We start from the raw sequence: 13883 nt of genomic DNA on the forward strand, positions 1-13883 counted from the left end.
CGTTGATGCGAGGAAGCTATAATGCGCAAGCCTAATGATCGCATGTCCGGATGCCGCCGCTTGGCGGTGTTCCTGAAGCAGTTCAGGGGTGACCAACGCGGTTCAGTGGCGATCTGGGTCGGTCTTTCATTGACCGTCTTTATCGGCTGCGCCGGCATGGCTGTCGACGCAGCGCGCGGCTACATGGTCAAGGCACGGCTTTCGCAGGCGCTTGACGCGTCGGCTCTGGCGGGTGCCAAAGCGCTTGGCGGGGATCATGTCACCGACGATATCAACATGTTCTTTGCCGCCAACTTCCCGAGCGGCGATCTTGATGCGGTCGTCGATGGTCCGCATATCGACACGACCAATAGCGGCGCCAATACGGTCAAGGTTACTGCGAAGGCTACGATCGATTCCACGCTGATGTCGGTCCTGGGGTTCAAGACCATTACCGTGGGCGCCTCGGCGACGGCGGTGCGCGGGTTGAATGGGCTCGATGTGGTGATCGCCATCGACATGTCCGGGTCCATGTGCGATCCCTGCACCAAGATTGAAGCTGCGGAAACGGCGGCAAAGACGCTGGTCAATACGCTCTACGCCGACCCCAATGCGAAGACGGTTACCATTGCCGGGGTCAATTACGATCTCTTGAACATCGGCATGGTGCCTTGGAACGCCAAGGTCAATGTCCGGTATAACGCCGCCGTCAACAACCAGGCATATGATAAAACCAAAAATACGAAGCTGATGGTGACGTCTTTCGTCAATCCAGTGACCGGGGATCCGCAGGATCATGTGTGGATGACCAATGTTTCTGGCGTGAGAATGCTGGTCGAGCCACCGGTTGGTTGGACTGGCGCCGTTTACGCGCGCTATATCGATGATTACCGGGCCGCAAATGGCAGCACACCGGCTGTGCCGAATGATGAAAGCAACGATGCCGACCTGAAGCTTGGATACGGGCGCTTCGGCACCAAGGATTGGATGGCGTTCGAGCCGATTCCGCCTTTGGAAGGCGAGCCAGTCAGCGGCAGCTACCCCAATAACAACAGCTATGGCACGACATGGAAGAACACGGTAAAACAATGTGATCAGGCTTACTGGAACGACAATCTTGCCAACGTCAACGATCGACCGTGGGATGGAACGCCAACGCGGCCTAGCGTCCCGGCTCAACCAGCTTATTGGGTCGTCGGTAATCCCAGCCAGGGTTCGGCGACCGGCAGCGACTGCACAAAATCGCTGACCCACGGTATTCTGCCGTTGCAGGGCGTCAAGGACGCTGCGTCGAAGCAGCTGGTGTTGGACGCCATCGACGGCCTCTATACCGGCACGTCGAAGCCCGACGGCAACACCAACGCGCCACAGGGCCTGTATTGGGCTTGGGAAGTGCTGATGTCGGGTGAGCCGTTCAGCCAGGCGAAGTCGGTGACGCCGTTCACCCGTACCCAGGCCATCGTGCTGCTGACCGACGGTGCGATCACGGGGGAAAACGGGGATGCCTATAAAGGCGTGTTTGGTCCAGATTCAGGCGCTGGCACGACCAACAAGCACGGCATCATTTCGACCGGCGTTAACAACAACCTCAACAATCGCCTGCTGAAGCTGGCCAGCAACATCAAGGGTGCGGATCCGGCCCAGGGCGTGAAGATCTATGTCGTGCAATATGACGAGCCGAGCGCGAGCTTGAAGACCCTTCTTCAGAAGGTGGCGACCGAGACAGCGGCACCCTATTACTATCAGGCCAGTGACTCCGCGGGTCTGCAGACGGCGTTCCAGAAAATCGCCGCCAGCCTGTCGGTGCTGAGGCTGGCCCAGTAGGATTGCGGCACGAGAATTGCGGCACGCCGCACGAGAGCGACGGTTGTGCCGGAGAGCCATAATGATAGCGGGGCACCGGATGGCGCCCCGCTATTTTTCTTGGATCACTTTGGCGTGGCGGTGAGGTTGGTGAAGCGGGGGCGGGTGAACGAACGCGTATAGATGTTCCGTTCGTCGTAGATCAGCGGCGCAAAGAGCGGCGTGTAGTGATAGACGATCTCAGCGGCGATGATGTTCTCGCCCTCGCGCACGATCAGTCCGCCCGGCATAGTTGGGGCGGCACCTTTTACGCCGATCTTGCTGATCGTATCGAAACTGCCGGGGCTCATCTGCTGCCACATGATTTCTTCCGCATCACCCGTCGGATTGGCGATCGAGGTGATGATCACGCGGCCGTCGGTCGCCAAATCATATGGCTGCATGAGGGCGTTGGCGGCTTGGAACAGATCGTCGATTTTGGCTTGCTCGGCGCCGAGAGAAGGATCGATCTGTGCGACCAGATCAGCAACCGAAGCCGAGACACGCTCCATTTTCTGCCCGATGATCAAGTAACGCGGCACCTCGAAAGTACCTAAGAACAAGGTCGAGAAGAAAAACAGAAACAAGGCCATTTCGAGCGCCATGGAACCGCGGTCACGATCGGCCTTTCTGTCTGTCATGAGGAGTTTGCCGGGTACAGGCATAAGCTGTCCTTGCGACGATGCTACTGATTGTAAAGATTGGGTTCGTTGCGGACGACGATTGTCGCCGACAACGGCAGTATGCGATCCTCACCTTGGCCGAAGATCCTATCGAAGACGGGGGTCATGAGGTGCCATGGGACCGTGACGGTGTACGAGACGACTTCGCCGGCAGCACCTGCACCGTCGGTGCCGCAGACATTCTGCCATTCCCCGTCGCCGTTGCAATCGAGCAGGAATTTGTCGCCGGCAGCCTGGCACGCATCCGTATAGGCGTCGTCATGGCATCCGGTTGGAAGTCCGTCTTCGTCAAGTTCCGGCGCATCGACAAACGGCTCCGGCTTGCCGACCAGCGAAAAGCTCGGGATGGTTTTCACGACGAAGGTTGCTTCGTCGAAATCGACCAGGTCGATCGTATGGTACTGGAGGACAGCCTTGATATTGGCAATGCGCTCTGCCTCGGTCGCGCCCTGACCCGTGATGCCATAGCGCGACGCTTCCTTGAGACCACCTTCGAGCGTTACCTGCGTCGCCATGATCATCCCGACCTCGACGATGCCAAAGGTCATCACGGTCAGCACTGGAAAGACCATGGCTGCTTCAATTGCCGCAACACCCCGGTCACCAAGCCGAAGGCTTCCGCACAAGCGTTTGCAGATAGATTCAATTAGTCGCATTTTGTCTTCAATTCTGTCGTCATGCCGCGCGACAAGCCTTGGCGGTCAGGCACTTAAAATACGCGCTGAGCAGCTAACTTTTCATTACTGCATAAGGATAGGCCAACGCCGGAGCATGTCCAGGGGTGGCACCGTCAGAACGACAGTGCCTGCACAATGATGTAAGAAAAATGGCGCCTAGTGGCGGGCCTTTTCGACCCAGGCCCCGTCGTCATCTTGCTGATAGTAAACAAGTTGTTGCTGCGCATCGCGATAGGTCCGCCAGCTTGCTCGCGCCGTGGCCAGCGCTTCTTCGTCATGGCCGTTGAACAGCGCGCAGACAAGGTCAAAGCCATGCGCCGCCAAATCTGTGGCGGCCGGCGCTTCGGCCCCGTCGCACAGCATCAGCAGCTTGGCACCGTTAGGGTTCTCAGGCGTCGCTGTCAGATAGATGGGCTGATCGGCCGCGTTGCCGTCGCGGGCCGAGCCATGGGGCAGGAAGCTTGCCGGATCGAAGGACCATAGATGGGCGTTGAGCGCTTCGACCCGTTCAGTTGAGCCGGCCATGACCACAACCCGGTCCTGGCGGTCAAGAACGCGGCGGAGGAGGCGCACCAACGCCTCCTCCAGCCTAGACCGTGTCAGATGGTAGTAGCGGATCTCCGCCATCTTCCGGCTTACTTGTCTTCGTATTCCCGGGCCACCAATTGCTCCAGCAGTCGGACACCGAAAGCCGTTGCTCCCTTGGGCGTGGTCGGGCGATCCTTCTCGCTCCAGGTGACGCCCGCAATGTCGAGATGCGCCCAGGGCGTACCCTTCTGGATGAAGCGTTGCAGGAACTGGGCCGCCGTGATCGACCCACCATAGCGACCGCCGATATTCTTCATATCCGCAGCAGGTGAATCGATCAGGCGATCGTAGGAGGCCGCCAGCGGCATCCGCCACAGCAGCTCGCCCGTGGCCTTGCCGGCAGCGATCAGCTTGTCGGAAAGATCGTCGTCGTTGGCGAACAGGCCGGCATGGTCGGTGCCCAGCGCCACCATGATGGCGCCGGTCAGGGTGGCAAGATCAACGATGGCGCGGGGGCGGAAGTTTTCCTGCGCGTACCAGAGGGCATCCGCCAGCACCAGACGACCCTCGGCATCCGTGTTCAGCACTTCGATGGTCTGGCCGGACATCGAGGTCACGATATCGCCAGGGCGCTGCGCATTGCCGCCCGGCATGTTTTCCACGAGGCCGACAACGCCCACTGCATTGACCTTGGCCTTGCGGGCAGCAAGGGCTCGCATGAGGCCGATGACGACACCGGACCCGCCCATGTCCCATTTCATGTCTTCCATGCCGGCCGCCGGCTTGATCGAAATGCCGCCGGTATCGAAAGTGACGCCCTTGCCGACGAAGCAGATCGGCTTGGCCTTGGCGTCGCCGGCGCCATTCCATTGCATGGTGACCAGCTGGCTTTCGCGGTCGGATCCCTGGCCGACGCCGAGCAGGGCGCCCATGCCGAGCTTCTTCATTTCCTTTTCGCCGAGGATCTCGACGGTGACGCCGAGTTCGGCAAGTGTCGCGGCTTCCTTGGCGAGGGTGGCCGGATAGATGATGTTGGCGGGTTCGGAAACCAAATTGCGGGTGACAATCACGGAATCGACGATCTTGTCGAGCGGATCGAAAGCCTTCTTGGCAGCCGCGGGGTCACTTACCGTGATGGTCAGCTTCTTCAAGGTCGGCTTGTGCTCAGGCTTTTCCTTGGTCCGGTACTTGTCGAACCGATAGGCACGCAGCCGCGCGCCGGTCGCAATGCGCGCCGCGATTTCCGTTTCGGTCAGGTTGCTGCCGGCCGGGCTTTCGACGGCGATCGTGGCCTCGCGCTCGCCGGCGCCGTTGAGGGCTGCCACCAGTCGACCGCCGATAGCTTCGTAGCCGAACGCGTCGACTTTGGCCGGATTGCCAAAACCGCTCAGAATCAGGCGAGTGGCGTCCAGGCCCTGCGGCGCCAGCACAATAAGTTGTTCATCATGGCCCCCCTTGAAGCGGCTGGCATTGAGCGCGCGCGACACGGCGCCCTTCGTGGCCTTTTCAGCCTGGGCGGCGGCGGCGGTCAGTTTGCGCCCCTCCAACACACCAACAACATAAGCGCCCTGGCTGGGCAGCTCGGGTTTGGCAAACGCGACCTTCATCTTGATTTCTCCCGCTTTTTCGCAGTTTCTCGTGTGTCGCCACCCCTGGGAAGGGTCGCCGCGGCTGGCGAGAACTGCCTGAATGCGGCGTCGCGTCAGCCCATCTCGGGGACGATTCGCCGGATGACACAGATCCAAGCCTTAGCACAAAGGCAATTGCGCCGCCAATGCCGCTGCGTTGGGGCTGAAATGTGCCAACCTACTGAAATCTGTGGACGAATGGTCACGGCATGCTACTTTAGCCGCCGGTTCCCGGCTGGCCAAAGGCCGGAGCCTAAAATATTCAGCAGGGCGGTTTGGGGGTAGCGACTTTGGCGCGGTTTGATTTGTTGGGAACAGCCTTCGGCGCTGCCCTCTACGGCACTCTTGTTGCCGTGGGGACGGTGAATGTCGCCAAGGCCGATGACACCGTCCATCTGGTGGCTGACGAAGTCGGCTATGACGAGGATTTCGGTATCTATGTTGCGCGCGGCCATGTCGAGGCGCAGCGCGGCGATAAGATCATCATGGCAGATACGTTAACCTATAACGAGCGCACCAAGACGGTGACCGCCAACGGCAACGTCGCCATGCTGATGCCCAATGGCGATACGCTATTTGGCAACTATGCCGATGTCAGCGAAGATTTTAACGACGGCATCGTTCAGGGTTTCAAGGGCCTGTTCAAGGACAAGTCCCGCATGGCCGCCCAGACCGCGCAGCGTGTCGGCGGCCGCAAGATGATCCTCAAGAATGCCGTCTATACCCCTTGCGAGCCCTGTAAAACCGACCCGACCCGGCAGCCCCTGTGGCAGGTGAAAGCGCGCGACGTCGTGCAGGATGATGATGCCCAGACCATCACCTATCATAACGCCTGGATGGAAATGTGGGGGCTTCCGGTCTTTTGGACGCCCTATTTCCAGCATCCCGCACCTGGCGTTGAGCGCATGTCGGGGCTGCTGGAGCCGCGCTTTTCCGTATCTTCCGGGCGCGCGGGCTATCAATACGCGCAGCCTTATTTTGTGACGCTCGGACCTGACAAGGATGTAACGGTCACCCCCATCCTGCGCCTTGGCGGCAAGCCGGATTCGGCCGGCGGCGTCGGCGATCTCGAATACCGGCAGCGGGTGCGTGACGGCGCTTTCCGGCTGGAGCTCTCAGGCACTTATGAGGACCGTGTCGGCAACGAAGACACCTCGGTGGTCAAGAACAACGAGTTGCGCGGCCATATCGAGGGCGATGGCCTGTTCGAAATCAACCGGGATTGGCGCTGGGGTTTCACCAGCAAGCTGACAACTGACAAAAGCTATCTCAGCCAATATCACATGGGATCGCCCGACTGGCTGGAGAACCAATTGTGGACAGAAGGCTTTTTCGGACGGTCATATTTTGACGCGCGCGCGATTGGCTTTCAGTCGACCGACAAGGATTTTGATTCCGACAATGCGCCGATGGTACTGCCGTCGCTGAACTACAATTTCGTCGGCGAACCCGGCAGCTACGGCGCCTATTGGGGTCTCAATGCCAATGTGATGAACATCGTCCGGGAGAAGGAACGGGACTCGTTGCGCTTCTCGGTCAGCCCGAGCTGGACGCTGCCCTATACCAGCTCGATCGGTGATATCTATGAGCTGAAACTTTCCTTTCAGAGCGATCTTTACGTCACCAACGACGTCGACAGCGATTCCGACGATGTTACCGGCGAGAACGCCGACTCAGACGGTGTTGCAGGACGCTTCTTCCCGGAAGCCAGTTTCAAATGGCGTTACCCGTTTGTGCATCCGGGAGCGACCGTTACCCAGGTATTTCAGCCTATCGCGCAACTTGTGCTGGCGCCCGATTGCTGTAACACCGGAAAAATTCCCAATGAGGATAGCCGTGCTTTCGAGTGGGACGATACGAAGGTCTTTGATGCAGATCGTTTCTCCGGTCTTGACCGGGTCGATTCAGGATCACGCCTGAACTATGGTTTCGAATGGATGGGCTATTTCCCGGAAGGTGGCTACGCTGACGTGTTCCTCGGGCAAAGCCTGCGCTTCTGGAATGACCATGACGAACTGCGCGATGGCAGCGGTATTGACGATGATCTGTCCGATCTGGTCGGCCGCATCGCCGTCGTTCCGGCCGACTGGCTCGACATGTCCTATCGTTTCCGCCTTGATCTCGACGACCTTGATATGAATAGGCAGGACCTTGGAATCTCCGCCGGTCCGCAAGAGTTCCGGGTCAATCTGCATTACATCCAGATCGAGAACGATGTCGAGAACAGCAAAGAAGAGCAGGTAAGTGCCGGCGTCCGGGCAAAGCTTGGCGAGTTCTGGGCGGTCGGCACCGCGGGCACCTATGATATTCACGATTCAGATCTCATTGCCGTCGGTTCATCGCTTGAATATCAGGATGAGTGTTTTGGCATGTTGCTGAGTGCTTCCTATTCGCCGGAAAGCGACGAAGAGGATTCGAGTGGTGATTTCACTGCCATGGTGCAGTTCCGCTTCACGAACCTTGGCAATATCGGATCCAATTTCTAACGGCGATCGGCCCCTAGAGCAGCCCGGGCTTGGGATACATACCGCTATGACGAAAAGAATGACAAAGTTCTGCGCGACCTTGCTGGGTGTCTTGGGCCTGCTGATAGCTATGTTCCAGTCCATGGCGCCGGCGCCGGCGCAGGACGCGCTCAAAATAGTCGCGGTCGTCAATGAAGACGTCGTCACCGAGCTCGACCTTTTCATGCGCATGCGCCTTGCCATGGTGTCCGCAAAATTGAACGACACGCCGGAAACCCGGCAGCGATTGCTGCCGACCTTGCTGCGGACGATGATCGATGAACGCCTGAAGGCGCAGGAAGCAAAGCGCCAGAATATTCCGGTGTCGGCTGCCGAGGTCCAGCGGCGCGTCGATGATCTGGCCAAGCGCAATGGCGTGTCGCCCGATGAATTCGCGCAGATGCTGAGCCAGAACGGTATCCTCATCGATGTCCTGGCCGATCAGATCAAGACTGAGCTCGGTTGGGCCCGCCTGGTCCAGCGCCGCCTGCGCAGCCAGGTCAAGATTACGGATGAGGAAATTGACGAGGCATTGGCGTCGCTGCAAGCAGCGCAGGGGCAGACCGAATATCGCCTGTCGCAGATTTTCCTGACGTCCGGCGGCGGTGATGAGGCGAGCGTCCAGCAATCGGCGCAACGCCTCAAGGAGCAATTGGACCAGGGCGCCGACTTTGCCGCCTTGGCGACGGAGTTTTCGCAGGATCAAGGCGCCATGCGTGGCGGCGATTGGGGGTGGGTGCGGCTTGACATGCTCGATCCGCCGGTGGCGCAGCTGGTCCAATCATTGCCACCGGGGCAGGTTGGGGGGCCGGTCCGCGGGGCTGGCGGCTATTATGTTGTGCAGGTCAAATCGACCCGTGTGATTGACGCGCGGACAGTTTCCGCCGGCACGGTCGAAATGGAGCAGATCTTATGGTCCTTGCCGACCAACGCTGCTGATACCGAGGTCAATAAGGCCATCTCGCAGGCCAATCCCTTGATCTCACGCATTCAGTCCTGTGCCGACATCAACAGCGTGGCGCCGGATGCCAAGCCTGGCATTCATCGTTCCTTGGGGAATGTGCTGGTCAGCGATCTGCCGGCCGAAGTGCAGCCCTATGCCCTTAACCAGCCGATTGGTGAGCCGAGCCCGCCCATCCGGACGAATCGTGGCGTTGGCATTTATGTCGTGTGCAGCCGCGGTGGTGGCGACGAAGCGGCTCTCTCGCGCGTTGGTGTCGCCGATCGCCTGGGCCGGCAGCGGCTCGATACGCTGGCACGTGGCTATCTCTCGGATCTGCGGCGTTCTGCGGTGATCGACATCCGGCTATGACCGGGAATTACCCGGACGATGATGATGAAATCGGCTCAGTTCCAGGTGTCCGAACGCCGGGCGCTGGGCAGTTCCCACCACCAGCATCGCCCTTGCCACCGCTACGCGACGTCATTGCCAAGCATGGGCTGAGCGCCAATCGGGCACTCGGGCAGAATTTTCTGTTCGATCTCAACTTGACCGGTCGTATCGCGCGGGCGGCAGCGCCGCTGGATACGGGCACCTGCATTGAAATCGGACCCGGCCCCGGCGGCCTGACGCGGGCGCTGCTGGATCATGGCGCGCGCGAGGTGATCGTCATCGAGCGCGACCGCCGCTTTCAGCCGGTGCTGGCCGAAATTGCCGATACCTATCCAGGGCGACTGCAGGTCATTGGCGGCGATGCTCTCAAGATCGACGCCTCGACGCTCGGCCAGGCACCACGCCGGATCGTCGCCAACTTGCCGTACAATGTGGCGACCCCCCTGCTGCTGGCTTGGTTGGAGGCTGGCACGGCCTTTACCAGCCTCACATTGATGTTTCAGAAGGAAGTGGCCGATCGCCTGATCGCCAAGCCGCGCACCAAGGACTACGGCAGGCTCAGCATTGCCGCACAATGGCGGGCCGAGGTGAAGCGCCTCTTCGACGTTCCGCCGCGCGCTTTCACGCCACCACCCAAGGTAACGTCGACGGTGGTGCAGCTTATTCCACGCGCCGAGCCGCTATATCCGGCAGATGCCGAGATGCTGGAGAAGGTGGCGGCAGCCGCTTTCGGCCAGCGTCGCAAGATGCTGCGCCAGTCTCTGCGCCAAGTATCGCCGCAGGCGGAGGAAATTCTCACCGCCACCGGCATTGCGCCGACCGCGCGCGGCGAGGAATTGTCGGTGGAGCAATTCTGTGCCTTGGCGCGCGCCTTCAAAGAACGCCGCAGCCCCGGCGCGACGACGGCTAAGACTACTGACCCTCTCTGAGGCCTTTCACGAAATCGGTGAGGCCAATCTGCCGTTGCCGCCGCAGACGTTCGGCGCGCAGGATGGCGCGCACATTTTCGACGCTGGAATCGATGTCATGATTGACGATGATGTAGTCGTATTCCGCCCAATGGCTCATCTCATCTGATGCCTTGGCCATGCGTTTGGCCACGATCTCGGCACTATCCTGGGCGCGGGTGTGGAGCCGGCGCTCGAGCTCCCGCGTCGAGGGCGGCAGCACAAAGACGCTGACCAGATCTTCACGCGCATTGTGAGCCAGCTGCTGCGTTCCCTGCCAATCGATGTCGAACAGGATATCGCGGCCAAGCGCGATTTCCTTGGCGACCTGGGCTTTGGGGGTGCCGTAGTAATTGTCGAAGACCTTGGCGTACTCCAGAAACTCACCCCGATTAATCATCAGGTTGAACTCGGTCGCATCGACGAAATGATAGTCGATGCCAGCCGTCTCGCCTGGCCGCTTTTGCCGTGTGGTGGCCGAGATCGACAAGGCTATCTGCGGCTCAAGCTCCAGCAAGCGACGCGAGATGGTCGTTTTGCCGGCGCCCGACGGCGACGACAATACCAGCATCAAGCCACGCCGCTGGATGTCGATGAAGCCGGAATTGTCACCTGGCTTATGAGTTGTGGATCTGGGCAAGGGTCGGCTCTCACTCGATATTCTGGATTTGCTCACGCAACTGCTCGATCGCTGCCTTAAGCTCGATGCCGAGATTGGTCAAGGCGAGATCGGCGGCCTTGGAACAGAGGGTATTGGCCTCCCGGTTGAATTCCTGGCACAGGAAGTCCAGCTTGCGGCCGACGGCACCACCTTTGGCAATCAGATCGCGGGCGGCAGCGACATGCGCCGCCAGGCGATCGATCTCTTCGCGGACATCGGCGCGGCTGGCGATGAGCGCCAGTTCCTGCACCAGCCGCTCCGGGTCGACCGGCACGCCGTCCGGCATCAATTGTTTCAACTGCTCTTCCAGCCGCAGGCGGATATTGGCTGGCTGGGCGCCCGCCGTGGCGGCGGAGGCCACACGCAGCCGCTCCACTTCGTCGAGATGACTGAGGACCAGTTGGCCCAATCGCGCCCCCTCAACCCGCCGCATGGCGCCAAGCTCCGTCATCGCCTGACGGAGGCCCGCCTCGATCGCCTGCTGGCGCTTGGCCATGATATCGGCCTCGACCGGCGGCGTTTCAATTTCCAGCACGCCCTTCAGCCCTAGCAGGCCATCAAGGCTGGGTGCCCGCGCATCCAGCTTGTCCTGCATCTCGGTGACCAGCACCAGGATCTGGTCCAGCGCTGCGCGGTTGACGGTCAGACGCCCCCGGCTGGCAATGTCGTCGACCGTGAGGTTGGCCGAAATATTGCCACGCTTCAGCTGGTCGGCGGCAGCCTGGCGGACCAGCCCATCCAGCGCTTCGAAACCTTGCGGCACCCGACAGCGCACGTCGAGCGACCGCCCATTGACGGCCTTCAGCTCCCAGGTCCATAGAAAATCCCCGACCGCGCCACTGGTGCGCGCGAATCCGGTCATGCTGGCAATCGACACGGCATACCCCCTTGTAAAGTGCCGCTATCATCAAGGAAGCTCCGCTTGCTGGCAAGCTGGCGCTAGGGTGCCGGAACAATGTCGGCACCGTACGGACAAAGAGGCCAAATGAGCAGGAATTTCCAGTCGATTCTGATTACCGGCGCAAGTTCTGGGCTGGGTGCCGCGCTCGCCACAGCCTATGCGAGGCCCGGGGTCCATCTGCATCTGGGCGCGCGCCGGGCGGACCTGCTGGCAGCGGTGGCACAGGCCTGCCGGGCCGCCGGAGCGGATGTTACCGTCTCGGTCGTCGATGTCACCTCGGCAACTGACATGAAGGCGTGGGTCGACAGGTCCAATCAGCTGCGTTCTCTCGATCTGGTCATCGCCAATGCAGGTATTTCGGGCGGTACGTCCGCAGGCAGCGAGAGCGATGCGCAGGTGCGGGCGATCTTTGCAGTGAATGTCGATGGCGTCTTGAATACGGTGCTGCCGGCCGTGCCGCTGTTGAAGGCATCCGGGGGCGGCCAGATCGCCATCATGGCTTCGTTGGCTGGGCATCGCGGGTTCCCGAGCGCACCGGCCTATTGTGGATCGAAGGCGGCCGTGAAAGTCTGGGGTGAGGGCTTGCGGGGCGATCTCGCCAAGCACGGGATTGGTGTCAGTGTGATCATGCCGGGCTTTGTGACGACGCCGATGACCGATGTGAACGATTTTCCGATGCCGTTCCTGATGCGCCCGGACCGTGCCGCCGGTATTATCCGGCGCGGCCTTGCACGCAACAAGGCGCGTATTGCCTTTCCTTGGCCAACGGCCTTCATTGCCTGGCTGCTGGGCGTGCTGTCGCCAATCATCACCGACCGCCTGGTACGTGCGGCGCCAAAGAAACGGTAGCCGCAAAACCAGACGGGCGAATTACTGCAGGCGCCGTGGCTTACCTTCGACCTATCGCGACGGCCGACACCAGCACTGGCAGGGTCAACGCTGCCGACGAGAAATGATCCGCAATCCCTTCTGCCACCAGGGCCGTCACGAGGCCGGTCAAGGTCAGCAGCGCGAGCAGAGCGGGGATTACAAAGACATGAAGCAAGGAGTGCCGCGGTTTCATGGCGTTGCCGCTGCCGGTGCGTTGCGATGTCGTTTCAGCCAGAGATAAATGCCGCTCAACAGGACAGCGATGGTCATAAGGTCGAGCGCAGCCCAGGCGAATTTCAATGGCAGGCCACCATAGTCACCGAAATGCAGTGGCTGCGATAGAAACAGGGTTTGCATGTACCAGGGCATGGCGCGCATCTCGATCAATGTACCAATTTCGGCGTCGATCAAGACGGGTGTGTAGAGCTTGGCTGTGAGAGGCGTGTTGCCGGTCATGAAGACGGCGTAATGGTGTCGGCTGGAATAGGGTGTGCCCGGATAGGCGATGAAAGAAGGTCTCATGTGCGGCGCAGCGACCAATGCCGTTGAGAAGGCGGCCTGCGCCGATCCCAGACGTGCAATCAGCGGCTGATCGCGATAGGGCGCCACCATTTCCGCCAACTGATCCTTCTGCCAGAGATCGGTGAGCGGCACAGAGAGGGTGTTGATGATACCTGTCAGCCCCACCACCATGGTCCAGGCAAGAGTGACGATGCCAAGGAGATTGTGAAGGTCGAGCCATGTCAGGCGTGGATGCCGGCTGCGTCGGATGGTCCCAAAATCGAGCTTACGCATATAGGGGGCGTAGACCACGATTCCGGAAACGGTCGAGGCGACAAAAAGCGCACCCATCACACCCATGAACAACGCGCCGCCGAGGCCGAGATAAAGGTCGGCATGCAGGCGGTAGAGGAACCACATGATGCCTTCGTCGAAGGGCGGCGCAGCAATCGCAGCGCCAGTCGCCCAGTCGAATGGCTGGACGAAGCTGTCCTCATCCGGCGCATCCGGGCTCACGCCCGAGGTGACATAGACGATCGGCTCATGCTCGTCGAAGCTCACATACTGCACAACCTCACCCGGTCGAGCATTCAGGGCCTGCGCAATGATATCGTCCAGATTGCGATATCGCGAAAAAGTATCGGCCGGTCCCGATGGTGTAGCAGGAACCGGATGCCGTCCGGTCAGGTGTTCGATTTCCTCATAGAAAATCAGCGGCAAGCCGGTCAGGCATAGCAGGAGCAGGAACAGCGTGCAGATCAGGCTGGTCCATTTGTGGACGGCATGCCAGCGGCGAATGGCCAGCGATGTCAGCATGCGATCTTGCCGT

The 13883-nt window shown here is 60.3% G+C and carries 13 protein-coding genes; 5 read left to right on the forward strand and 8 right to left on the reverse strand.

Translation table 11 applies throughout. From position 1 onward, the window contains the following. Positions 1–21: 21 nt before the first annotated feature. The gene (locus AC1DWZ_RS01850; RefSeq protein WP_477167158.1) at positions 22–1803 is read left to right on the forward strand and encodes a pilus assembly protein TadG-related protein; all 1782 of its coding nucleotides are present in this window, start codon (positions 22–24) and stop codon (positions 1801–1803) included. A gap of 104 nt (positions 1804–1907) precedes the next feature. Here AC1DWZ_RS01850 and AC1DWZ_RS01855 read toward each other — a convergent pair whose 3' ends face one another. The 4 genes from AC1DWZ_RS01855 to AC1DWZ_RS01870 all read right to left on the reverse strand — a co-directional run bounded on the left by AC1DWZ_RS01855 (position 1908) and on the right by AC1DWZ_RS01870 (position 5316). After that, on the reverse strand, positions 1908–2462 hold the full coding sequence (locus AC1DWZ_RS01855) for a hypothetical protein (protein WP_477167159.1): 555 nt from the start codon (positions 2460–2462) through the stop codon (positions 1908–1910). 44 nt (positions 2463–2506) lie between these two features. Next, a complete protein-coding gene (locus tag AC1DWZ_RS01860) occupies positions 2507–3160 on the reverse strand; it encodes a TadE/TadG family type IV pilus assembly protein (protein ID WP_477167160.1) in 654 nt (217 codons plus the stop codon). A 177-nt stretch (positions 3161–3337) separates the two neighbouring features. Next, positions 3338–3808 (reverse strand): DNA polymerase III subunit chi, encoded by a 471-nt coding sequence (locus AC1DWZ_RS01865; RefSeq protein WP_477167161.1) that lies wholly within the window; start codon positions 3806–3808, stop codon positions 3338–3340. An 8-nt stretch (positions 3809–3816) separates the two neighbouring features. After that, positions 3817–5316: a leucyl aminopeptidase gene (locus AC1DWZ_RS01870; protein ID WP_477167162.1), complete on the reverse strand. Its 1500-nt coding sequence runs from the start codon at positions 5314–5316 to the stop codon at positions 3817–3819. Between the two features lie 311 nt (positions 5317–5627). Between AC1DWZ_RS01870 and AC1DWZ_RS01875 the strand changes: the two genes are divergently transcribed. The 3 genes from AC1DWZ_RS01875 to rsmA are packed head-to-tail and all read left to right on the forward strand — an operon-like array spanning position 5628 to position 10103. Further along, entirely contained in the window at positions 5628–7823 is a 2196-nt protein-coding gene (locus tag AC1DWZ_RS01875) for an LPS-assembly protein LptD (protein WP_477167163.1), read from the forward strand. Between the two features lie 58 nt (positions 7824–7881). Next, positions 7882–9153, forward strand: coding sequence for a peptidylprolyl isomerase (locus AC1DWZ_RS01880; RefSeq protein WP_477167164.1), 1272 nt, complete (start codon positions 7882–7884; stop codon positions 9151–9153). Continuing rightward, positions 9150–10103 (forward strand): 16S rRNA (adenine(1518)-N(6)/adenine(1519)-N(6))-dimethyltransferase RsmA, encoded by a 954-nt coding sequence (gene rsmA / locus AC1DWZ_RS01885; RefSeq protein WP_477167165.1) that lies wholly within the window; start codon positions 9150–9152, stop codon positions 10101–10103. Before AC1DWZ_RS01880 ends, rsmA begins: the two co-directional genes overlap by 4 nt. Here rsmA and gmk read toward each other — a convergent pair. Next, a complete protein-coding gene (gene gmk, locus AC1DWZ_RS01890) occupies positions 10087–10692 on the reverse strand; it encodes a guanylate kinase (protein WP_477167738.1) in 606 nt (201 codons plus the stop codon). The two genes, rsmA and gmk, sit on opposite strands and share 17 nt — an antisense overlap. 79 nt (positions 10693–10771) lie before the next feature. Continuing rightward, the gene (locus AC1DWZ_RS01895) at positions 10772–11659 is read right to left on the reverse strand and encodes a YicC/YloC family endoribonuclease (protein WP_477167166.1); all 888 of its coding nucleotides are present in this window, start codon (positions 11657–11659) and stop codon (positions 10772–10774) included. Positions 11660–11767: 108 nt separating this feature from the next. Here AC1DWZ_RS01895 and AC1DWZ_RS01900 point away from each other — a divergent pair, with 108 nt between their 5' ends. Next, entirely contained in the window at positions 11768–12532 is a 765-nt protein-coding gene (locus AC1DWZ_RS01900; RefSeq protein WP_477167167.1) for an SDR family NAD(P)-dependent oxidoreductase, read from the forward strand. A gap of 40 nt (positions 12533–12572) precedes the next feature. On the opposite strand, the gene AC1DWZ_RS01905 is transcribed toward AC1DWZ_RS01900, so the two are convergent. Both AC1DWZ_RS01905 and AC1DWZ_RS01910 read right to left on the reverse strand, forming a co-directional pair. Then, positions 12573–12746 carry a hypothetical protein gene (locus AC1DWZ_RS01905; protein ID WP_477167168.1) on the reverse strand — a complete coding sequence of 58 codons (174 nt, stop codon included), beginning with the start codon at positions 12744–12746 and terminating at the stop codon, positions 12573–12575. Then, on the reverse strand, positions 12743–13870 hold the full coding sequence (locus AC1DWZ_RS01910) for a PepSY-associated TM helix domain-containing protein (RefSeq protein WP_477167169.1): 1128 nt from the start codon (positions 13868–13870) through the stop codon (positions 12743–12745). Before AC1DWZ_RS01910 ends, AC1DWZ_RS01905 begins: the two co-directional genes overlap by 4 nt. Positions 13871–13883: the final 13 nt, after the last annotated feature.

The organism is Dongia sp. P2_B8, assembly GCF_056404715.1.